Here is a 20,117-nt window from a genome sequence, read left to right as displayed (position 1 = left end):
TAGCGTATTCAGGTCAGGGCCCTGGCACCGCGCGCGGCTCACATGGCCGGGCGACGCTCCTCGAGGAGGTCTGCGATGACCGGGCCGATGTCGGCCGGGAGTTCGGACACGACGACGGGTCCCCGCGCCGCTGCCCTCCGGCCGGCCCGCCCGTGGATCAGGGCCCCGGCGGCCGCCACGACCGCCCACAGGTCCTCGCGGGCCACGCCCGCCCGATCCGCTGCCCGGTCGTCCTCGGCGAGGCTCGCGGCCAGGGCTCCGACGATACCCGACAGGGTGTCGCCGGACCCCGCCGCGGCGAGCCAGGGGGTGGCGTCCCGCTGCACGAAGAGTGCACCCGAGGGCGCGGCGACCGTGGTGGCGAATCCCTTGAGCAGCACCGTCGCTCCCGTGGCCTCCGCTGCCTGCAGCGCGTACCGCGCCGGTTCCGCCTCGATCTCCGCCCGCTCGGCGTCGATGCCGCGAGCCGCCAGGAGCCGGCTGAGCTCCCCGGCGTGCGGGGTCAGGATCACGTGCGGTCCGACCCTCTCCGGCAGCTGGGTCAGTGCTTCGGCATCGACCACCACGGGCAGGCCCGACCCGATGGCGTCCGTGGCGCGCTGCCGCTGCTCGTCGTCGTCCACGGCTCCCGGGCCGACGAGCCAGGCCTGGGACCGCGCACCGGAGACGGGGCCGGTGGAGGCGACCGCCTCCGGGCTCCGCTGGTGGACGAGCGCAGCGACCGCGCCGGGTCCGAGGTACCGCACCATGCCGATGCCCGTGGCGAGTGCTGCGCCGACGGCGAGGACTGCGGCGCCCGGGTAGCGGGCGGACCCCGCGGCGACGCCCAGCACGCCGCGCGAGTACTTGTGGTCCTGCGCGGTGGGACGCCGGATCAGCGCCGCGACGTCCGCGTCGAGCAGGGAACGGACGGAGGGGCGGGTCCGGAGGGCGAGACCGAGGTCCACCACGGTCAGCTCGCCGGCCGCCGCGGCGCCGTCGCCGAGGAGGAGCCCGGCTTTCGGGGCACCGAAGGTGACGGTCGCGTCGGCGGCGAGGACCGGCCCGGTCACCCGACCGTCGTCGACGCCGATCCCGCTCGGCAGATCGCAGGCGACGACGACGGCGGAGCGCGTACCACGCGGGCCGGCTGCTGCTGTGAAGGTCTGCACGAAGCGCAGGGCGCGCCCGCGCAGACCGCCGTCGGCGCCGATACCGAGGATGCCGTCGATGACGACGTCGGCTGCTGCCGTGTGCTCCGCGAGCTGGGTGGGGTCGGCGTCGTCGTCGACCCTCACGCCTGTGCCCCCGGCGCGTTCGAGCGCATGGAGGGATGCCTCGTGGACGCGGTCGGCCAGGACGAGGGCCGTGACGCTCGCACCGCGGCGCGCCAGGCGCTCCCCCGCGTACAGTGCATCCGCCCCGTTGTTGCCGCTGCCCGCGAGGACGACGATGGTGGCCCCGTAGGTACCGCGACCGCTCTCGCGCAGCAGGCCCACGACGACGCCAGCCAGGGCGTGCGCCGCGCGCTGTATCAGGGCATTGCCCTGCCCGGCGTCGAGGAACGGGGCCTCCGCAGCGCGGACGTCGGACCCGGAAAAGGCTTCAAGCACATGGTCGAGCTTAGCGGCAACGCGGGCGATGATCAGTACGGTTACTATCCGGCGCCCGTCGGCGACGCGCCTTCCGCCACAGCCATGGCCGTGGCGAGACCGCCGTCGTGGCTCATGGAGAGGTGCCACGCCCGCACTCCGCGGGCGCGTGCAACCTCGGCCACGGTCCCGTCGAGGACCACGGAGGGCGCGCCGGCAGCATCGAGCGCGATGGTGCAGTGCTGCCAGTTCATGCCGACGGGGGCCCCGAGGGCCTTGGCGATGGCCTCCTTCGCGGCGAAGCGCGCCGCGAGGGACTGCGTGCTCAGGCCACGCTCCGACGGCACGAAGAGCCTCTCGCGGAGCCCGGGGGTCCGCTCGAGCTGCCCCCGGAACCGCGCGATGTCCACCACGTCCATCCCGATCCCGACGATCATGCCGGGGTGTCCCCCCGCGGGGCGCCTGCCCCCCGGGGCCGGTCCGTGGCTCTACTCAACCGTGACCGACTTCGCCAGATTGCGGGGCTGGTCGACGTCGTAGCCCTTCGCGCTGGCGAGGGCGAGGGCGAAGATCTGCAGGGGCACGGTGGTCAGCAGGGGGGCCAGGAGCGTCGGGGACGCCGGGACGTAGAACACGTGCTCGGAGTAGGCCTCCACCGAGGTGTCGCCCTCCTCGGCGATGACGATGGTGATGGCCCCGCGTGCGCGGATCTCCTGCACGTTGGAGACCACCTTGGCGTGCAGGGAGTCGCGCGCGCTCTGGGAGGGCATGACCACGACCACGGGCTGGCCCTGTTCGATCAGTGCGATGGGTCCGTGCTTCAGCTCGCCGGCCGCGAAGCCCTCCGCGTGGATGTAGGCGAGCTCCTTGAGCTTCAGGGCCCCCTCCATGGCCACCGGGAATCCCACGTGGCGGCCGAGGAACAGCACCGACTTGGCGTTCGCCATGTCGGCGCCCAGGGCCTTGATGGCGTCCGCACCGTCGAGGATGGTCTGGATCTTGGCGGGGATCGCCGTGAGATCCGCCATGACGTCGGCGATCTCGTCGCGGTACTTGTTGCCGCGCAGCTGGGCGAGGTAGAGCCCCAGCAGGTAGGCGGCGGTGATCTGGGCCAGGAACGCCTTGGTCGAGGCGACGGCGATCTCGGGACCGGCGTGGGTGTAGAGCACGGCGTCGGACTCGCGCGGGATGGTGGAGCCGTTGGTGTTGCAGATCGCCACGACCTTCGCGCCCTGCTCCCGCGCGTACCGGACTGCCATGAGGGTGTCCATGGTCTCGCCGGACTGCGAGATCGCCACCACGAGGGTCTTCTCGTTCACGATCGGATCGCGGTACCGGAACTCGTGGGACAGCTCCACCTCTGTGGGGATGCGGCACCAGTGCTCGATCGCGTACTTGGCCACCTGACCGGCGTAGGCCGAGGTGCCGCAGGCCAGCACCACGATCTTGTCCACGGACCGCAGGATCGACTCGTCGATCCGCAGCTCGTCGAGCACGAGGTTGCCCGCGGTGTCGGAGCGCCCCAGCAGGGTCTGGCCGACGGCGTCGGGCTGGTCGTGGATCTCCTTCTCCATGAAGGACTCGAAGCCGCCCTTCTCCGCGGCGGCGGCATCCCAGTCCACGTGGAACTCGGTACCCTCGGCGGGCGTCCCGTAGAAGTCGGTGATGACGACGTCGTCAGGCGTGATGGTGACGATCTGGTCCTGGCCGAGTTCCACCGCGCGGCGCGTGAAGTCGATGAAGCCGGAGACGTCGGAGCCGAGGAAGTTCTCCCCGTCACCCAGTCCCACGACGAGGGGCGAGTTGCGCCTGCCCGCGACGACCGTGCCGGGCTGGTCCTCGTGGATCGCGAGGAGGGTGAACGCTCCTTCGAGCCGCTGGCAGGCCTGCTGCAGGGCGAGGGTGAGCAGATCGCCCTCGGCGCCCTGGTCCCGCAGGGTGCGGTAGAGGTGGCCGACGAGGCCGGCGGCGATCTCGGTGTCGGTGTCCGAGACGAAGGTGAGCCCCTCACCGGTCAGCTCGGCCTTCAGCTCCGCGTAGTTCTCGATGATGCCGTTGTGGATCAGGGCGAGTCGCCCCTCGTCCGCCAGGTGGGGGTGGGCGTTCTGGTCAGTGGGCCCGCCGTGGGTGGCCCAGCGGGTGTGGCCGATGCCCGTCAGCGAGCGCGGCAGCGGATGGGCCGCGAGCTCCCCCACCAGGTTGGTCAGCTTGCCGGCCTTCTTGCGGGACTCGATGCCCTGCTCAGAGATGACGGCGACGCCGGCGGAGTCGTACCCGCGGTACTCGAGGCGCCGCAGCCCCTCCATGACGACGTCGAGCGCGCCGTGCGCGGCCTCGGCCGACTCCCCTCCGGCGGCCCCGGCAACCGCATCGGACGCCAACGATCCCCGGCCGTGCTCCCGGCCCACATATCCCACGATTCCACACATGGGCTCCAGCTTACCGGTGGCCGTGTTTGTTAATGTGCACCCCACCATGCAGAATCATCGGGTGAGTGACAGAGGCACGGGCCCGCAGCAGACCTCGGGTGCCGAGACCTTCACTCCCTTCGTCGAACTGGACCGCCAGATGTGGTCCCGCCTCTCCCACGAGATCGAGAGTCCGCTGAACGTCGAGGACGTGCAGCGCCTGAAGGGTCTCGGCGACGCCCTGAATCTCGACGAGGTACGCGAGGTCTATCTGCCGCTCTCCCGGCTGCTGAACCTCTACATCGCCGCGGCCGGGCAGCTGCACAGGGCCACCAACACCTTCCTCGGTGAGACGACCACCAGGACGCCCTTCGTGATCGGCGTCGCCGGTTCCGTGGCGGTGGGCAAGTCCACCACGGCGCGGGTCCTCCGCGAACTGCTGCGGCGCTGGCCCGGCACGCCCCGTGTGGATCTGGTCACCACGGACGGCTTCCTCTACCCGAACGCGGAACTCGAACGGCGCGGCCTGATGCAGCGCAAGGGCTTCCCGGAGTCCTACGATCGGCGCCGGTTGCTGCGTTTCGTCAGCGAGGTCAAGAGCGGGGCCGCCGAGGTGCGGGCGCCGTGGTACTCCCACCTCACCTACGACATCGTGCCCGGCCGCGAGGTGGTGGTGCGTCGTCCCGATGTCCTGATCGTGGAGGGGCTCAATGTCCTGGCGCCGGCCCGGCCGCGCTCCGACGGCATCACCGGCCTCGCGCTGAGCGACTTCTTCGACTTCTCCATCTTCGTGGACGCCAAGACCGCCCATATCCGGCAGTGGTACGTCCGTCGCTTCCAGTCGCTGCGCACCAGCGCCTTCGCCGACCCGGACTCGTACTTCCACCGCTACGCGGGCCTCACGGACGACGAGGCCCGCGAGACGGCCACCGGCATCTGGGAGCGGATCAACGAACCCAACCTGCTGATGAACGTCCTGCCCACGCGCGGGCGCGCGCAACTGGTCCTGACGAAGGACGCCGATCACTCCGTCCGGCGCATGCTCCTCCGGAAGACGTGACGATGCGCGTGCGTCGGCTCGCAGCGGTGCTGGCCGTCCTGGTCCTCCCGGCGTGTGCGTCGCCGGGGTCGACGGCACCCGCCGCCCCGGGGGTGGCACCTCCGCCCCCTGCCGTGGAGCGCCCGCTGCCGTCCCCGTCGTCACTGCAGTCCCCGTCGGGTGCGACGACGCCTGCTCCTGCTCCGGCTCCGGCTCCGGCTCCGACCAGCGCGCCCGCTGCCCCTCCGTCGCCCGGAGCCCATGCCGATCCGGCGGCTCCGGACGTCGTGGTGAACAAGCAGCGCCCCCTGCGCCCCCTCGATTTCGAGCCGGCCGAGCTCCGTCCGCTCGACGTCGCTGCCGGTCCCGGCATCCGGCTGCGACCCGATGCGGCGGCGGCCGTGGAGAGGATGGTCGACGCGGCGGGCCGCGAGGGCGTCGGCCTGGTGATCGTCAGCGGGTACCGTTCCTACGCCGAGCAGCAGTCCACCTATGCCCACTGGGTGGCCCAGTACGGAAGTGCCACAGGAGCCGACGCGGTGTCCGCCCGGCCCGGCTACTCCGAGCACCAGACCGGGCTCGCCTTCGACATCGCCCAGGACGACGGCGCCTGCACGCTCGTCTCGTGCTTCGCCCAGACCCGGGCCGCCCGGTGGACGGCGCTCCACGCGCCGGAGTACGGGATCATCCTGCGCTATCCCCTCGGGTTCGATCACGTGACCGGCTTCTTCGCGGAGCCGTGGCACTTCCGCTACGTGGGCCCGGAGGTGGCCCTGGCGATGAAGGACGCAGGTCGGGAGACGCTCGAGGAGTACTTCGGGCTCCCCGCGGCGCCGTCGTACTGAGTTCGGGCCATCCCGATCGGTTCACTGTCGCCGTCGCGCCCAGGCCCTGTACGGGTCAGGGGCACTGCGGCTTCAGGGGCACTGCGTCTTCAAGCCACCGGGCGCCCAGGTTCTGTACAGATCCGGTGACATCGACGCCGGCAGCAGCGTGTCGCGGCAGGACACGCCGCCGAAACGCCACCGGGTCGGCCGAAGTCCCCGGACCAGTGCACCCGGTCGGCCGAACTCCCCGAACAGGTACCACCCGGTGGACGAAACCTCAGGGAGTTGCGGCTTCAGGGCACCGGGCGCCCGGGTTCTGTACAGATCCGGGGACATCGACGCCGGCAGCAGCGTGTCGCGGCAGGACACGCCGCCCAAACGCCACCGGGTCGGCCGAAGTCCCCGGACCAGTCCACCCGGTCGGCCGAAGCCCCCGGACCGGTACCTCCCGGTCGGCCGAAGCCCCCGAACAGGTACCACCCGGCGACGCCGAGCCCGGCATGGTCTCGGCCCCTCGGTACGGCCGAGGGATGCCGTACCCGGGCGTCTGTGCGGCCTGGGCCCGTGCCCGGCCGCAAAGGTCAGGCGACCGGCTCGAGGGCGAGGCGTTCCTGTACCGTCGCGGCGAGGTCCTCGGCCACCCGCTGCGCCGTGGCGGTGTCCGCCGCCTCGACCATGACCCGCACCACCGGTTCGGTGCCGGAGGGGCGCAGCAGCACTCGGCCCGTGTCCCCCAGCAGCGACGTGGCCCGACGCACGGCGTCCTGCACGCCCTCGTCCGACCGGACGGCGGCCCGGTCCACGCCCTTCACATTGATGAGTACCTGCGGGAGCTTCGTCATCACGCCGGAGAGCTCCTTCAGGCTCTTGCCCGTCTCCGCCATCCGCGCGGCGAGCTGCAGCCCCGTGAGCACACCGTCACCTGTGGTCGCGTACTCGGCGAAGATGACGTGGCCGGACTGCTCGCCACCGAGGCTGAAGCCTCCGGCGTTCATGCCCTCCAGCACGTAGCGGTCCCCCACCCCGGTCTCCTGCAGCGTGATGCCCGCCTCGGCCAGCGCGATCTTCAGGCCGAGATTGCTCATGACCGTGGCCACCAGGGTGTTGTCCGCCAGCTTCCCGGCGTCCTTCAGCGCGAGCGCCATCACGGCCATGATCTGGTCGCCGTCCACGACCGACCCCTCGTGGTCTACCGCGAGGCAGCGATCGGCGTCGCCGTCGTGGGCTATCCCGAGGTCGGCGCCGTGCTCGAGCACCGCGGCCTGCAGGAGCCCCAGGTGGGTGGAGCCGTATCCGTCGTTGATGTTGATGCCGTCCGGCTCCGCGCCGATGACCACGATCTCGGCGCCCGCGTTCCTGAAGACCTCGGGGGAACAGCCGCTGGCGGCGCCGTGGGCGCAGTCGAGCACCACCTTGATGCCGTCGAGGCGGCGCGGGAGTGTCTGCAGCAGGTGCACCACGTAGCGGTCCTCCGCATCGGCGAAGCGCTGGATGCGTCCGACGTCGCCGGCCAGGGGCCGTCGACTCGGCCTGTCCATCTCCGCCTCGATGGCATCCTCGAGCGCGTCGCTGAGCTTCTTGCCGCCGCGGGCGAGGAACTTGATGCCGTTGTCGGGGGCGGGGTTGTGCGAGGCGGAGATCATGACACCGAAGTCGGCATCGAGATCGGCGACCAGGAAGGCGGCTGCAGGTGTCGGCAGTACGCCGGCGTCGAACACGTCCACGCCCGCACTCGCCAGGCCCGCCTCGACGGCCGCGGCGATGAACTCTCCGCTGATGCGGGGGTCGCGGGCGATGACGGCGGTGGGCCGACGTCCGCCCTCGACGGCATTGTGGCCGAGGACCACGGCGGCCGCCTGAGCCAGGTGGAGGGACAGTTCGGCGGTGATCAGACCGTTGGCCAGACCGCGCACACCGTCGGTGCCGAATAACTTGCTCATCGTTGACATCCTAGGAGAGGAACATTAGACCGCCGGGGTACGGACCCCATCAGGTTAAAGCACGATGCCCGTCCGAGGAGCATGGACGGGCATCCGAGCGTGTCCCGGCGGATTTCCGCCGGACGGACAGCGCGTGGAGCCAAGAGGCAGTTGTCGCCGCCGGGACCCGACAGAAATCGCCCCGGGACGATTTCTGTCGGGGAGGGCGAGGATTACCTCTTGGAGTACTGCGGTGCCTTGCGCGCCTTCTTGAGACCGGCCTTCTTGCGCTCGATCACGCGGGCGTCGCGGGTGAGGAAGCCTGCCTTCTTGAGGGCGGGCCGGTTGTTCTCGCGGTCGATCTCGTTCAGCGTGCGAGCCACTCCGAGGCGCAGTGCCCCGGCCTGGCCGGACTGTCCGCCGCCGTGGATCCGGGCGATGACGTCGTAGGCGCCGTCGAGCTCGAGGAGCTTGAACGGGTCGTTGACTTCCTGCTGGTGCAGCTTGTTCGGGAAGTAGTCGGCGAGCTCGCGGCCGTTGACGATCCACTTGCCCGTCCCGGGGACGAGGCGCACCCGGGCGATCGCTTCCTTGCGGCGCCCTACGGCTCCGCCGCCGACGGTCAGTGCGGGACGTTCCTTGACGGTCGTCTCGGCACCCTCGGTCGACTCTGAGGTGTAGCTGGTGAGCTCCTCAGTCGGTTCATTCATCTCTTCAGTGTTCTGAGCCACGGTTCTCCTTGAAGCTGATTAGTGTCGGTGGCCAGGACTACTGGGCGACCTGGGTGATTTCGTATGTCACGGGCTGCTGTGCCGCGTGGGGGTGCTCGGCGCCGCGGTAGACCTTGAGCTTGCCGATCTGCTGGGCCGCGAGGGAGTTCTTGGGGAGCATGCCGCGAATGGCCTTCTCCACCGCACGCTCGGGGTTCTTCTCCAGGAGCTCGGCGTAGTTGGAGGACTTGAGGCCGCCCGGGAAACCGGAGTGACGGTAGGCGCGCTTCTGCTCGAGCTTGGCTCCGGTGAGCGCGACCTTGTCAGCGTTGATGATGACCACGAAGTCGCCCATGTCCATGTGCGGAGCGAAGGTCGGCTTGTGCTTCCCGCGCAGCAGGATGGCGGTCTGGCTGGCAAGCCGGCCGAGGACGACGTCGGTTGCATCGATTACGTGCCATTGGCGGGTGATGTCGCCTGGCTTCGGGGTGTACGTACGCACGGTTATGGCCTTCGTTTCTGTTTCGGTGTCGCTCACGGGAACGGTGACCCTGATCCGCGAACTCAGCTGACTCATGCGCTACCGGAACTTCAGGTGAGGGCTGAAATACGGCCAGGGATCCCGTGGATCTCGGCTCCGTCCCCGGGCCAGGTGGTTCTGCAACTGAACCGCTCCGAAGAACGAAGACGTATCGAGATGGGATACGCACGACGACTGCCAACTTTAGCGTGCCACGCTGCTATATGGCAAAACCCGCGACGACGGCGACGGGTCGTGCGGGCGCCTGTCCACGGAGCCCGCCCGGGCCGACAGCCACGGGACGACGTCGTCGACCCGCAGTGGTTCGGCCCAGAGAAAGCCCTGGGCCGAACCGACGTCGAGTGCGTCCAGTTGCTCGAGCTGGTTCGGCGTCTCGACGCCCTCCGCGACGACGTCCAGGCCGAGGGCCGCGGCCATCATCGTGACCGCAGCGATGATGGGGCGGGCGTGTTCGTCCCTGCCGTCCAGTTCCTCCACGAAGGACCTGTCGACCTTCAGCGTGGTCACCGGGAACCGGCTCAGATAGCTCAGGGAGGAGTAGCCGGTCCCGAAGTCGTCCACCGACAGCCCCACCCCGAGGCCGCGGAGCTGCGTGAGCGTCGCCATGGATCGCTCCACGTTCTTCATGAGGGTGGACTCGGTGATCTCGAGCTCGACGGCGGACGGGTCGATCCCGGCGCGCCCGATCGCGTCCGCGACGGAGGCGCACAGGTCGGGATCCACGAGCTGGCGGGCGGACAGATTGACGGCGATCCGCAGTCCGGCGGCGCCGGGGACGTCCGCACGCCAGCGCTGCGCCTGCGCGAGCGCCTGGACGAGCACCCACCTCCCGATCGGCACGATCAAGCCCGTCTCCTCCGCGATCGGGACGAACTCGCACGGTGACACGAGCCCGTGCTTGGGGTGCCTCCAGCGCAGGAGCGCCTCGACACCGACGGGCCGCTGATCGGCCACCCCGACGATGGGCTGGTAGTAGATCTCGAGCTCGCCCCGTTCGAGGGCACGCGGCAGCTGGGAGCCGATGTCGAGGCGGACCTCGGCACGACGATGCATCGACTCGTCGAACACCACGCCGTCGATCCGCTCGGTCTCCTTCGCCACGTACATCGCGGCGTCCGCCTGATGGAGCAGGGAGGCCGCGGTGTCGTCCCCGGAGGACAGGGCGATGCCGATACTGACGGTGACGAACAGTTCCTGCCCCAGCAGGTCGAACGGAGCCTGCACCGTGGCCGCGATGCGCCCTGCCAGCTCATGGGCGTCGTCGAGCCCCATACCACCGCACACGATCACGAACTCGTCCCCGGCGAACCGGGCCAGGGTGTCCGAGGGACGCACCGCCCCGCGCAGGCGCGCGGCGAGCTGGACGAGCAGGCTGTCCCCGGCGGCGTGGCCGAGCCCGTCGTTGACCACCTTGAACCGGTTGACGTCGAGGAAGAGTACGCCCACGCGGGTCCCGGACCCGGCAGCGTCCTCGAGGGCGACGTCGATGCAGTTCGCCAGCAGCGCCCGGTTGGCCAGGCCGGTCAGCGGGTCCTGGAAGGCGAGGCGTTCGAGGGCCTCGTCGGCGAGCTTGCGTTCGGTGATGTCCACCACCGTCTCGAGCAGCCGGATGAGCACTCCGTCGCTGTGCTCGGCGGCGGCCCGCGTATGGACCCAGCGCACCTCGCCGTTGGGGCGCATGATTCGGTGGACCAGCTTCAGCGGCGGTCCGCCGGACTCGAGTTCGCCCCAGACCCGCCGGACCATCTCGCGGTCCTCGGGGTGCAGCACCGAGTGCCACAGCTCCTCCGTCGGGATCGCGTCGAGCGGCAGACCGTGGATCCGGAAGTACTCGTCGGACCACCACCGGTGCCCCGTCACCATGTTCACCTCGACGGAGCCCACGTGGGCGATCTCCTGCGCGAAGGTCAACCGGTCGCGCTCGTGGATGGCATCGGCCCGCTGCTGCTCGACGTCGGTGAGCTCCCGCGCGATCGCCGATGCACCGATCACCGTGCCGTCGCTGCCGAAGACCGGGGAGACGGTCAGCGAGATCTCCACGAGTGAGCCGTCCCGGCGCCTGGCGACCACCGGAGCGCCGGACAGTCCCCCGCCCTCGGCGATCCTCGACCGCAGCGCGCGTCCTGCACCACCCGAATCGCCGGCCGTGAGCATCTCGAAACTGCTCCCGATCGCCTGCTCCGCGCTGTACCCGTAGATCCGCTCGGCACCGGTGTTCCAGCTGGTGATGATGCCGTCCCGGTCCGTCCCGTTGATCGCGTCGCGGGAGGCTTCCACCAGGGCGGCCAAGCGGCGGAGGTAGCGGATCTCCTCCGCCCCGGGTCCGGGCTGCCCGGGCACCCCGGACCCGACTCCCGCCGGACACGACGGCGTGCGCGGGTCGTGCCGGGCGACACCGATCGGGGACGGGGAGGCGGTCATTGCGACAGTGTAGGGCCGGCACGTCCGACCGTCGTCTCGGACGTGCTTCCTGCGCAATCGCACAGTATTTCCGCGCGTTCCCCGCAGGATCTCGGGCGTGATGCTCCCGTCCGTCGCTCGGCCGGAGCGCCTGCCCGGTGCTAGCCGGAGCGGGGTGTCAGGCGGTACCCCACACCGCGCACCGTCTGGATCCACCGCGGGGTCTTCGGGTCCTCGTCGAGCTTGCGCCGGAGATTGCCGACATGGACCTCGATGGCCCTCTCGTCCGAATCGCTGATGTAGGTGTCGCGGTCGTAGCGGTCCCCCCGCACCACCCTCACCAGATCCGCCTTGGTCCTGACGGCTCCCACGCTCCTGAGCATCTCGCTGAGCAGATCGAACTCACTGCGGGTCAGGGGCAGCTCGCGCCCCTCCACGGCGACGAAGCGCGTGGAGGTGTCGAGCTCCAGGCCGTTGTGCTCCAGGATCGATGACGGCGCAGGCGTCTGCGTCGGCGTCATCGGGGGCTCCTGTTCGGCCGGTACGTTCGCCGGGGGCGGCGGGACGGCGCGGGGTCGCCGCAGCATCGCCGCGATCCGCGCCCTGAGCTCGCGGGGCCGGAACGGCTTGGTGAGGTAGTCGTCGGCTCCGGACTGCAGGGCCGTGAGCGTGTCGAGTTCGTCGCCGTGGGAGGTCAGCATGACCACATAGCAGGTGCTGAAACTGCGGAGGCGTCGAAGCACCTCGTAGCCGTCGATGTCCGGCAGCCCCACGTCCACGGTGACCACCGTCGCATCGTGGGTCCGGACCAGCTCGACGCCGGCCCGACCGTCCGGCGCGACATGAACCTCGAACCCCGATTGCCTCAGGACGGCGCCGACGAGGTTCCGCACATCGGCGTCGTCCTCGATCACTACTGCCACTCCCGGATCGCTCACCCGCAGTCCCCCTTCTCCCTCGTCCCCGAGCACGTTGCGGCTCGTCGTCAGTCACATTGTGCCCGACTCCACCACCGACTCCCCGCCCGAGGTCCGGGCCGGACACGGATTCCGGGACATACTGATAGCCAGTACGTAGGTCTCAGCGTCGGAAAGATTGTCAGAATGCAGTATTTCCCCTTGCCCGCGGCGGCACATGTCTAGGGTCGGACACGCGGCGCCCGCCCCCGGAACACGGTCCCGCCCGTCGCTCGACCGGTCGGTGCCGATCTGCCAGCTCCCGCTGGCCCTCATAGCCCTGGCTCTCGCGGTGTCCGCGGCGGTCCGCCCGGGTGCAGCGGGGACGGGTTTCGTGCTCGGCGTCTCGACCATCCTCGGGCTGCTGGTCGTCTCCCTGCTGGTCCCCGGGCTCCGGCTGCCCGCCGGCGTGATCGTGGTCGTGCCGGTGCTGGACTTCGTCGCCATCGGCCTGCTGCGCTCCGGGCCGGTGGAGAACCAGCCGGGCCTCGGCATCCTGGTGGTCTTCCCCGTGCTCTGGCTCGTACGGTCCAGGGTGCCCCTGTGGATGCTCCTCGGGCTGACGGTCCTGGGATCGCTGGTGGCCCAATGGCCGCTCCTGGTCGAACCGCGCGACGACCCGTACCGGGAGGCGCTGCTACCGATCGTGATGCTCTGCGTCGGTGTGGTCCTGCGCCTCACGAACGACGGGGCGCGGACGCGGGCGGTCGAGGCCCGGCGTCGTGACAGCGAACTGCAGGACCTCCTGCAGGCGGCCATCGACCGGGAGCGGGTCCTGACGGCGATCCTGAACACCGTCGACGTCGGCCTCACCGCCGTCGATGCGCACGGCACCACCACCCTCACGAATCGGCAGCAGGAGCTCTTCGACAGGCTGTCCGCCGGCCCTGATCACGAGCGGGAGCCCTACCCCCTCGTGTTCGCACCGGACGGCGTGACGCCGCTCCCACCCGAGCTGCGACCCGTCCCCCGTGCCCTCAGGGGCGAGACCTTCGCGGATCAGCTCCTGTGGGTGGGCGACGGCGACGCCCAGCGCGCGCTGTCCACTGCTGCGCGCCCCATCACCAACGCCGACGGCGACATCGCGGGGGCACTGATCGTCTGCAGCGACGTGACGGAGCTCGTGGAGGCGGTCTCCGCCAAGGACGCCTTCATCTCCAACATCTCCCACGAGTTCCACGCCCCGCTGACGTCGGTCCTCGGGTACCTCGAGCTGGTGCAGGAGGACGAGCATCCGCTGCCCGACCGGCTCCGGGATCACCTCGACGTCGCCGGGCGGAACGCCGAGCGCGTCCTGCACCTCGTCGCCGATCTGCTTTCCACGGCGGGCGACCGCGTCCGGGTGCATCCGCGTCCGGTGGACCTGGCGGCCCTGATCGAGATGAGCGTCAGATCGAACCGTCTGAAGGCCGAGAAGCACGGCGTGCAGCTGCGGACGGAGGTCCGCGCACCGCTGTGGACCCTCATCGATCCACTGCGGATCTCCCAGGTCCTCGACAACCTGCTCTCCAACGCCATCAAGTACACGGAGCACGGCGGCCCGGTCACCATCCGCGCGGACGAGACGCAGACCGCCATCACCCTCCAGGTCGAGGACCGGGGCATGGGGATGTCGGAGCAGGAGACGCGCCAGATCTTCTCGCGCTTCTACCGCACACCCGCGGCGCGGCGGTCGGAGATCGACGGCGCCGGTCTGGGCCTCGCCATCACACGAGCCATCGTGGAGGGTCACGGTGGGTCCATCGGATGCACCAGCTCACCCGGTGAGGGCAGCTGCTTCACGGTCACCCTCCCGGTCAACGGCGAGGTCGAGCGCATGCACCAGGAGACCTTCGAGGGCTCCGTCTAGACGGACCGCCCCGATCGGTCCTGCGTATCCGCCGTGGCGTCCGGGGTCCGGCGCGCCCTGGTCAGTGCAGCGCGGGCCGTCAGGTCCTCGTCCGGCGGGTAGGCAATCTCCTCGAGGACGAGGGGATGCGGTGCAGCCAGGATGGACCGGGCGTCCTTGGTCCGAGCAGCGAGACGACCGGCCAGCCACGCCGGCGGCATCTCCCCGGAGCCCACCCGCAGTGTGGAGCCGACCAGTGCCCGGACCATGGTGTGGCAGAACGCGTCGGCCTGGACGGTCGCGACGATCTCGCCGTCGGGCTCGCGGGCGAACTCGTAGCGCTGCAGGTCGCGGATGGTGGTCGCGCCCTCGCGCGGTTTGCAGAACGCCGCGAAATCCTGCATACCCAGCAGGTGGGTCGCTCCCTCGTTGAGCAGTCCGACATCCAGCGATGCCGGATACCAGAGTGTCGTCGCGCGGCGGAGCGGATCCTGCCCGGTCGCCGTGTCGGCGATGGTGTAGCTGTAGCGTCGCCAGAGTGCCGAGAAGCGTGCGTCGAACCCCTCCGGAGCACGCGCCGCGGAGCGCACGACGACGGCGGGCACCATGCTGCGCACCGTCCGGTCGGGACCGGTCGGGCCGCTGGTGAGGACACGGTTGATGGTGCCGGCGACGCGTCGCAGGAACGCCGTCGAGGGGTCGGCGTCGCGGCCGCGCGCCATGCCCTCCCACTCGGCGGGAGTCAGGTCCACGTGCGCCACCTGCCCGCGAGCGTGCACTCCTGCATCCGTCCGCCCCCCGACGGTCAGGCGCACCCTGCGGCGCAGGAGCGTGAAGAGGGCGTCCTCGAGGATGCCCTCCACGGTGGTCAGCCCGGGCTGGAGGGCCCAGCCGGAGAAGAGGCTGCCGTCGTAGGCGATGTCGAGCCGGATACGCAGGAGCCCGCCGTCCCCTCGGGGAGCGGCGGGCTCGAGCTGGATCAAGGGGAGACTACTTCTTCTCGTCCTCGACCGTGCCCTCGACGACGACGATCTCGTCGTCGGACCCTGCTTCGGCGTCGACCGTGGTGTCCTCGGCCTGCACCTCGACCGAGTCTGCGGAGTCGGCAGAATCTACGGAGTCCACGGAATCAGCGGAGTCGGCAGAATCCACGGAGTCCACGGAATCAGCGGAATCGGCAGAATCCACGGGCTCTGCTGCCGGTGCAGCGGGCGTCGTGGCCCGCTCGGCCTCTGCGACCACGGACTGCTTGGGCGACATGGGGTCGAGCACCAGTTCGATGACCGCCATGGGGGCGTTGTCGCCCTTGCGGTTGCCGATCTTGGTGATGCGGGTGTAGCCGCCCTCGCGGTTGGCGACAGCAGGGGCGATGTCCGTGAACAGCTCGTGGACGATGCTCTTGCTGCTGATGACGCCGAGGACGCGACGGCGCGAGGCCAGGTCACCCTTCTTGGCGAAGGTGATGAGACGCTCCGCGTAGGGCCGCAGCCGCTTGGCCTTGGTCACCGTGGTGGTGATGCGCTTGTGCTCGAACAGTGAGGCGGCCAGGTTGGCGAGCATCAGGCGCTCGTGCGCCGGACCGCCTCCGAGACGTGGGCCCTTGGTGGGTGTGGGCATGTTTCTTTCTCCTCATTAGAAGTTCTGGGACCGCTCTGCTGCGGGCCGGAACGGATAGCGTTCTAGACCTCTTCGGTGCCGAAGTCGGCGTCGTCCTCGTCGATGGCGGCCGCGCGGGCTGCGAGATCGAACCCGGGAGGGGAATCCTTCAGGGACAGCCCCAGCTCCACGAGCTTCGCCTTGACCTCGTCGATGGACTTGGCTCCGAAGTTGCGGATGTCCATGAGATCGGCCTCGGAGCGGACCACGAGTTCACCCACGGAGTGGATGCCCTCACGCTTCAGGCAGTTGTAGGACCTGACGGTCAGCTCGAGGTCCTCGATGGGCAGCGCCATGTCGGCCGCGAGAGCGGCGTCCGTGGGCGAGGGCCCGATCTCGATGCCCTCGGCAGCCACATTCAGTTCACGGGCGAGGCCGAAGAGCTCGACGAGCGTGGTACCGGCCGAGGCGACGGCGTCGCGGGGGGCGATGGCGTCCTTCGTCTCCACGTCCACGATGAGCTTGTCGAAGTCGGTGCGCTGCTCCACACGGGTGGCCTCCACACGGAAGGTCACCTTCAGGACGGGCGAGTAGATCGAGTCGACCGGGATGCGGCCGATCTCGGAGTCGCCCGACTTGTTCTGGGATGCCGAGACGTAACCGCGGCCGCGCTCGATGGTCAGTTCGAGCTCGAACTTGCCCTTCGAGTTCAGCGTGGCGATGTGCAGATCCGGGTTGTGGAACTCGACGCCGGCCGGCGGGGCGATGTCCGCCGCGGTGACGACGCCGGGACCCTGCTTGCGCAGGTAGGCGACGACGGGCTCGTCGTGCTCGGAGGAGACGGCGAGGTTCTTGATGTTCAGGATGATCTCGGTGACATCCTCCTTGACCCCGGGAACGGTGGTGAACTCGTGGAGGACACCGTCGATCCGGATGCTCGTGACGGCGGCACCGGGGATGGAGGACAGCAGCGTGCGGCGGAGGGAGTTGCCGAGGGTGTAACCGAACCCGGGCTCGAGGGGTTCGATGACGAACCGCGACCTGTTGTCGGCGACGACCTCTTCGGTCAGGGTGGGGCGCTGTGCAATGAGCACGTACATTTCCTTTCAGGAAGCATCCGCTATATGACACTTCGGAATGGGCGGAACTGCTGGTCAGCCTGCTCGGGCGGACAGGCCCCGGACGCCGCCCGGAGGATCCCACGGGATCCACCGGGCGGCGTCGTGACCTGGGGCCGACTCAGACGCGGCGGCGCTTCGGGGGGCGGCAGCCGTTGTGCGCGCTCGGGGTGACGTCCTGGATGGACCCGACCTCGAGGCCCGTGGCCTGCAGCGAGCGGATCGCGGTCTCGCGCCCCGAACCGGGGCCCTTCACGAACACGTCCACCTTGCGGACGCCGTGCTCCTGAGCACGCTTCGCCGCGGCCTCCGCGGCCATCTGCGCCGCGAAGGGCGTCGACTTGCGCGAGCCCTTGAAACCGACCTCACCGGCGGAGGCCCAGGAGATGACGGCTCCGCTGGGATCCGTGATGGACACGATCGTGTTGTTGAAGGTGCTCTTGATGTGCGCCTGGCCGAGCGCGATGTTCTTCTTGTCCTTGCGACGCGGCTTGCGCACCGCTCCACGAGTCTTGGGGGGCATTACTTCTCCTACGAAGGTATTGGGTAGAGCATTGATCGGCTGATCGGAGCTGCCGGGAGCCTGCGTCCAGGACCCCTGTCGGGGAACTGGTGGGTGGGCCCCTGATGGCTGGGTTCCCTGGCCGGGCGAGCCTTGGCGAGCCCGGTTAGGGTGCCATTAGGGACTAGCGTCCGACCTTCTTCTTGCCGGCGACGGTACGCTTCGGACCCTTGCGGGTACGCGCGTTCGTTTTCGTGCGCTGTCCGCGCACGGGAAGGCCGCGGCGGTGCCGAATGCCCTCGTAGCTGCCGATCTCGACCTTGCGGCGAATGTCGGCGGCAACCTCGCGTCGAAGATCGCCCTCGACCTTGAAGTTGTCCTCGATGTAGTCGCGGAGCTGGACCAGCTCGGCGTCGGAGAGATCCTTGACCCGGGTGTTCGCTGCGATCCCGGTGTCGACGATGGTCTTCTCCGCACGGGTTCTGCCCATGCCGTAGATGTAGGTGAGCGCGATGACGACCCGCTTTTCACGGGGGATGTCTACGCCGGCGAGACGTGCCATAGAGACGGTGCTCCTCTTGTATTACCGGAGGTCTTGAGCAGAACGATCCCGGAACGCTCGTTCCGGTCCCCGGCCTCCGAGCCGGGGGTGGACGCCCTCCGGGGAGGGCGCCGTGCTGCCGTTACAGGTACTTCTACGCGCGAGGAGGATCCCGTGGAGGGATCCCTAGCCCTGACGCTGCTTGTGGCGCGGGTTTTCGCAGATGACGAGAACGTTGCCCTTGCGGCGAACCACCTGGCACTTCTCGCAGATACGCTTCACGCTCGGCTGGACCTTCATGGTGTTCCTTTGCGTTCTTATTTGTAGCGGTAGACAATACGGCCCCGGGTGAGGTCGTACGGGCTGAGTTCCACCACGACCCGGTCCTCGGGGAGGATCCGGATGTAGTGCTGGCGCATCTTTCCCGAGATGTGAGCGAGAACAATGTGTCCGTTGGCGAGCTCAACGCGGAACATCGCGTTGGGCAGTGCCTCGTTCACAGTGCCTTCGATCTCAATGACACCGTCTTTCTTGGCCATATCCTCCGCTAACGTCTGTGCCCACCACACGTGCGGCGGGCCGGTTCAGGGTTTCGGTCGTCGGATCCCCCGTCGGCGCTGATACCACCGGGAGGGAGCGTGTAGAGGCCTAGAAGGGCACGGAAAACACAGACGACCAACAACGAATCCTACGCCACCGGCCGGTGATAGTTAAATTCCGCGGAGACAGATGGATCCCGCAGCCGCGGAGCCCCCGGCTCACCCCGCCGGCAGGACCGGCGTCACACCGAGGGGCTCCAGGCGTGAGGCTCCGCCGTCGGCCGCCGAGAGCACCCAGATACCGCCCTCGTGGACCGCCACGCTGTGCTCCCACTGCGACGCCCGACCCCCGTCGGTCGTGACCACCGTCCACTCGTCGTCGAGCACGGTGGTCTCGAGCCCGCCCTGCACGAGCATGGGTTCGATGGCCAGGCACAGACCGGCGCGGACCCTCGGGCCGCGCGCGGAGCTGCGGTAGTTCAGGACGTCGGGAGCCTGGTGCATCTCGGTGCCGATGCCATGCCCGACGTAGTCCTCCAGGATGCCCAGTGCGGGCCCGGGGACGGACGACACGTGGTCGTCGATAGCTGCGCCCACGTCACCGACGTACCGCGCCGAGGCCAGGGCCGCGATGCCGTGCCACATGGCGTCCTCGGTGACGCGGGAGAGGCGCTCGTCCTCCGGCCTGGCCGTACCGATGATGGTGGTACGCGCCGAATCGGAGTGCCAGCCGCGCACGACCGCGCCTCCGTCGATGGAGAGGATGTCGCCGTCCTGCAGAACGTGGTCGCCGGGTATGCCGTGCACCACCTCCTCGTTGACCGAGGTGCAGATACTCGCCGGGAAGCCGTGGTACCCGAGGAAGTTGGAGGTGGCCCCCGCCTCGCGGAGCACCGCCTCGAAGACCCGGTTCAGCTGGGCCGTCGTCACGCCCACCCGTGCGGCGTCGACGGTGGCGTCCAGGGCCCGGGTCAGGACCAGCCCGGCCTCCCGCATGACCAGCATCTGGTCCGCGGTCTTGTACTCGATCTTCGGTTGACGGAACATCGAAGCGCCCTAGCTCGGGACCTTGAGCGCGTCCATGATCCGCTCGGTGATCTCGTCGATGGGGCCGATGCCGTCGACCCTGACCACGATCCCCCGCTCGTCGTAGCGTGACACGACCACCACCGTCTGGTCGTGGTACAGGCCCAGCCGGTGGCGGATCACCTGTTCGGTGTCGTCGGAGCGGCCGTCGAGCTCGGCCCGGCCGCGGAGGCGCCGGACGAGTTCCTCGTCGTCCGCCGTCAGCTGCAGCACCACGTCCAGGTCGAGGGAGTTCTCCCGGAGGATGTCGTCCAGTTCGAGCACCTGGGCGGCCGTGCGGGGATATCCGTCCAGCAGGAACCCCTCACGGACGTCGTCCTCGGCGAGCCTGTCCCGCACCATGCTGTTGGTGACGCTGTCGGGCACGAAGTCGCCCGCGTCCATGAACTTCTTCGCCTCGACCCCCAGCGGCGTCTCGCGCCTGACGTTGTCGCGGAAGATGTCGCCCGTCGAGATGGCCGGGACGCCGAGGCGCTCCGAGATCCGGGCGGCCTGGGTTCCCTTGCCCGAGCCGGGCGGGCCGATGATCAGCATTC

Annotated in this window: 20 protein-coding genes; 3 read left to right on the top strand and 17 right to left on the bottom strand. The window is 69.5% G+C overall.

Translation table 11 applies throughout. The features are described from left to right. Positions 1 to 38: 38 nt before the first annotated feature. Genes Q0747_RS11960 through glmS form a run of 3 tightly spaced genes read right to left on the bottom strand, consistent with a single transcriptional unit; the run spans position 39 to position 4,000 of the window. Complete coding sequence (locus Q0747_RS11960; protein WP_298254918.1) at positions 39 to 1,592, bottom strand: bifunctional ADP-dependent NAD(P)H-hydrate dehydratase/NAD(P)H-hydrate epimerase; 1,554 nt, start codon at positions 1,590 to 1,592, stop codon at positions 39 to 41. Between the two features lie 44 nt (positions 1,593 to 1,636). Then, a complete protein-coding gene (locus Q0747_RS11955; RefSeq protein ID WP_298254916.1) occupies positions 1,637 to 2,008 on the bottom strand; it encodes a holo-ACP synthase in 372 nt (123 codons plus the stop codon). Between the two features lie 51 nt (positions 2,009 to 2,059). Continuing rightward, positions 2,060 to 4,000: a glutamine--fructose-6-phosphate transaminase (isomerizing) gene (glmS, locus tag Q0747_RS11950; protein ID WP_298254914.1), complete on the bottom strand. Its 1,941-nt coding sequence runs from the start codon at positions 3,998 to 4,000 to the stop codon at positions 2,060 to 2,062. 61 nt (positions 4,001 to 4,061) lie between these two features. Here glmS and coaA point away from each other — a divergent pair, with 61 nt between their 5' ends. Continuing rightward, positions 4,062 to 5,039 (top strand): type I pantothenate kinase, encoded by a 978-nt coding sequence (coaA, locus tag Q0747_RS11945; RefSeq protein WP_298254913.1) that lies wholly within the window; start codon positions 4,062 to 4,064, stop codon positions 5,037 to 5,039. 2 nt (positions 5,040 to 5,041) lie between these two features. Next, positions 5,042 to 5,863 carry a D-alanyl-D-alanine carboxypeptidase family protein gene (locus Q0747_RS11940; protein ID WP_298254911.1) on the top strand — a complete coding sequence of 274 codons (822 nt, stop codon included), beginning with the start codon at positions 5,042 to 5,044 and terminating at the stop codon, positions 5,861 to 5,863. A gap of 563 nt (positions 5,864 to 6,426) precedes the next feature. Here Q0747_RS11940 and glmM read toward each other — a convergent pair. The 5 genes from glmM to Q0747_RS11915 all read right to left on the bottom strand — a co-directional run bounded on the left by glmM (position 6,427) and on the right by Q0747_RS11915 (position 12,353). Then, a complete protein-coding gene (gene glmM / locus Q0747_RS11935; RefSeq protein ID WP_298254909.1) occupies positions 6,427 to 7,785 on the bottom strand; it encodes a phosphoglucosamine mutase in 1,359 nt (452 codons plus the stop codon). Between the two features lie 212 nt (positions 7,786 to 7,997). Beyond that, positions 7,998 to 8,495 carry a 30S ribosomal protein S9 gene (gene rpsI / locus Q0747_RS11930; RefSeq protein ID WP_298254906.1) on the bottom strand — a complete coding sequence of 166 codons (498 nt, stop codon included), beginning with the start codon at positions 8,493 to 8,495 and terminating at the stop codon, positions 7,998 to 8,000. A gap of 37 nt (positions 8,496 to 8,532) precedes the next feature. Then, the gene (gene rplM, locus Q0747_RS11925) at positions 8,533 to 8,976 is read right to left on the bottom strand and encodes a 50S ribosomal protein L13 (protein ID WP_148600020.1); all 444 of its coding nucleotides are present in this window, start codon (positions 8,974 to 8,976) and stop codon (positions 8,533 to 8,535) included. A gap of 222 nt (positions 8,977 to 9,198) precedes the next feature. Further along, entirely contained in the window at positions 9,199 to 11,436 is a 2,238-nt protein-coding gene (locus Q0747_RS11920) for a bifunctional diguanylate cyclase/phosphodiesterase (RefSeq protein ID WP_298254904.1), read from the bottom strand. Between the two features lie 140 nt (positions 11,437 to 11,576). Continuing rightward, positions 11,577 to 12,353: a response regulator transcription factor gene (locus tag Q0747_RS11915; protein ID WP_298254902.1), complete on the bottom strand. Its 777-nt coding sequence runs from the start codon at positions 12,351 to 12,353 to the stop codon at positions 11,577 to 11,579. Positions 12,354 to 12,549: 196 nt separating this feature from the next. Here Q0747_RS11915 and Q0747_RS11910 point away from each other — a divergent pair, with 196 nt between their 5' ends. Beyond that, positions 12,550 to 14,220: a cell wall metabolism sensor histidine kinase WalK gene (locus Q0747_RS11910; RefSeq protein WP_298254900.1), complete on the top strand. Its 1,671-nt coding sequence runs from the start codon at positions 12,550 to 12,552 to the stop codon at positions 14,218 to 14,220. On the opposite strand, the gene Q0747_RS11905 is transcribed toward Q0747_RS11910, so the two are convergent. From Q0747_RS11905 to Q0747_RS11865, 9 genes are all read right to left on the bottom strand, one after another. Next, positions 14,217 to 15,182: a tRNA pseudouridine(38-40) synthase TruA gene (locus tag Q0747_RS11905; protein WP_298254898.1), complete on the bottom strand. Its 966-nt coding sequence runs from the start codon at positions 15,180 to 15,182 to the stop codon at positions 14,217 to 14,219. The two genes, Q0747_RS11910 and Q0747_RS11905, sit on opposite strands and share 4 nt — an antisense overlap. Positions 15,183 to 15,189: 7 nt before the next feature. Next, positions 15,190 to 15,816, bottom strand: coding sequence for a 50S ribosomal protein L17 (rplQ, locus tag Q0747_RS11900; protein WP_298254896.1), 627 nt, complete (start codon positions 15,814 to 15,816; stop codon positions 15,190 to 15,192). Between the two features lie 62 nt (positions 15,817 to 15,878). Next, the gene (locus Q0747_RS11895) at positions 15,879 to 16,889 is read right to left on the bottom strand and encodes a DNA-directed RNA polymerase subunit alpha (RefSeq protein ID WP_148599313.1); all 1,011 of its coding nucleotides are present in this window, start codon (positions 16,887 to 16,889) and stop codon (positions 15,879 to 15,881) included. A gap of 145 nt (positions 16,890 to 17,034) precedes the next feature. After that, positions 17,035 to 17,436, bottom strand: coding sequence for a 30S ribosomal protein S11 (gene rpsK, locus Q0747_RS11890; RefSeq protein WP_049829160.1), 402 nt, complete (start codon positions 17,434 to 17,436; stop codon positions 17,035 to 17,037). Between the two features lie 163 nt (positions 17,437 to 17,599). After that, complete coding sequence (gene rpsM, locus Q0747_RS11885; RefSeq protein ID WP_298254891.1) at positions 17,600 to 17,977, bottom strand: 30S ribosomal protein S13; 378 nt, start codon at positions 17,975 to 17,977, stop codon at positions 17,600 to 17,602. Positions 17,978 to 18,142: 165 nt separating this feature from the next. After that, complete coding sequence (gene rpmJ, locus Q0747_RS11880; protein ID WP_026531446.1) at positions 18,143 to 18,256, bottom strand: 50S ribosomal protein L36; 114 nt, start codon at positions 18,254 to 18,256, stop codon at positions 18,143 to 18,145. Positions 18,257 to 18,273: 17 nt separating this feature from the next. After that, the gene (gene infA, locus Q0747_RS11875) at positions 18,274 to 18,495 is read right to left on the bottom strand and encodes a translation initiation factor IF-1 (protein ID WP_019481515.1); all 222 of its coding nucleotides are present in this window, start codon (positions 18,493 to 18,495) and stop codon (positions 18,274 to 18,276) included. 219 nt (positions 18,496 to 18,714) lie between these two features. After that, positions 18,715 to 19,542: a type I methionyl aminopeptidase gene (gene map / locus Q0747_RS11870; RefSeq protein ID WP_298254886.1), complete on the bottom strand. Its 828-nt coding sequence runs from the start codon at positions 19,540 to 19,542 to the stop codon at positions 18,715 to 18,717. A 9-nt stretch (positions 19,543 to 19,551) separates the two neighbouring features. Next, positions 19,552 to 20,115 carry an adenylate kinase gene (locus Q0747_RS11865; protein ID WP_298254937.1) on the bottom strand — a complete coding sequence of 188 codons (564 nt, stop codon included), beginning with the start codon at positions 20,113 to 20,115 and terminating at the stop codon, positions 19,552 to 19,554. Positions 20,116 to 20,117 lie beyond the last annotated feature (2 nt).

Source organism: uncultured Arthrobacter sp. (genome assembly GCF_947493765.1).
GTDB lineage: Bacteria > Actinomycetota > Actinomycetes > Actinomycetales > Micrococcaceae > Arthrobacter_D.
This window is presented reverse-complemented; position numbering and strand designations above follow the sequence as displayed.

Bases quoted from the DNA above. Each gene is read 5' to 3' on its own strand.
- glmS (WP_298254914.1), bottom strand. From the start codon at position 4,000: ATGTGTGGAATCGTGGGATATGTGGGCCGGGAGCACGGCCGGGGATCG.
- Q0747_RS11955 (WP_298254916.1), bottom strand. From the start codon at position 2,008: ATGATCGTCGGGATCGGGATGGACGTGGTGGACATCGCGCGGTTCCGG.
- rplQ (WP_298254896.1), bottom strand. From the start codon at position 15,816: ATGCCCACACCCACCAAGGGCCCACGTCTCGGAGGCGGTCCGGCGCAC.
- rpsK (WP_049829160.1), bottom strand. From the start codon at position 17,436: ATGCCCCCCAAGACTCGTGGAGCGGTGCGCAAGCCGCGTCGCAAGGAC.
- Q0747_RS11920 (WP_298254904.1), bottom strand. From the start codon at position 11,436: ATGACCGCCTCCCCGTCCCCGATCGGTGTCGCCCGGCACGACCCGCGC.
- infA (WP_019481515.1), bottom strand. From the start codon at position 18,495: ATGGCCAAGAAAGACGGTGTCATTGAGATCGAAGGCACTGTGAACGAG.
- Q0747_RS11910 (WP_298254900.1), top strand. From the start codon at position 12,550: ATGTCTAGGGTCGGACACGCGGCGCCCGCCCCCGGAACACGGTCCCGC.
- map (WP_298254886.1), bottom strand. From the start codon at position 19,542: ATGTTCCGTCAACCGAAGATCGAGTACAAGACCGCGGACCAGATGCTG.
- Q0747_RS11940 (WP_298254911.1), top strand. From the start codon at position 5,042: ATGCGCGTGCGTCGGCTCGCAGCGGTGCTGGCCGTCCTGGTCCTCCCG.
- glmM (WP_298254909.1), bottom strand. From the start codon at position 7,785: ATGAGCAAGTTATTCGGCACCGACGGTGTGCGCGGTCTGGCCAACGGT.
- Q0747_RS11865 (WP_298254937.1), bottom strand. From the start codon at position 20,115: ATGCTGATCATCGGCCCGCCCGGCTCGGGCAAGGGAACCCAGGCCGCC.
- rpsM (WP_298254891.1), bottom strand. From the start codon at position 17,977: ATGGCACGTCTCGCCGGCGTAGACATCCCCCGTGAAAAGCGGGTCGTC.
- rpmJ (WP_026531446.1), bottom strand. From the start codon at position 18,256: ATGAAGGTCCAGCCGAGCGTGAAGCGTATCTGCGAGAAGTGCCAGGTG.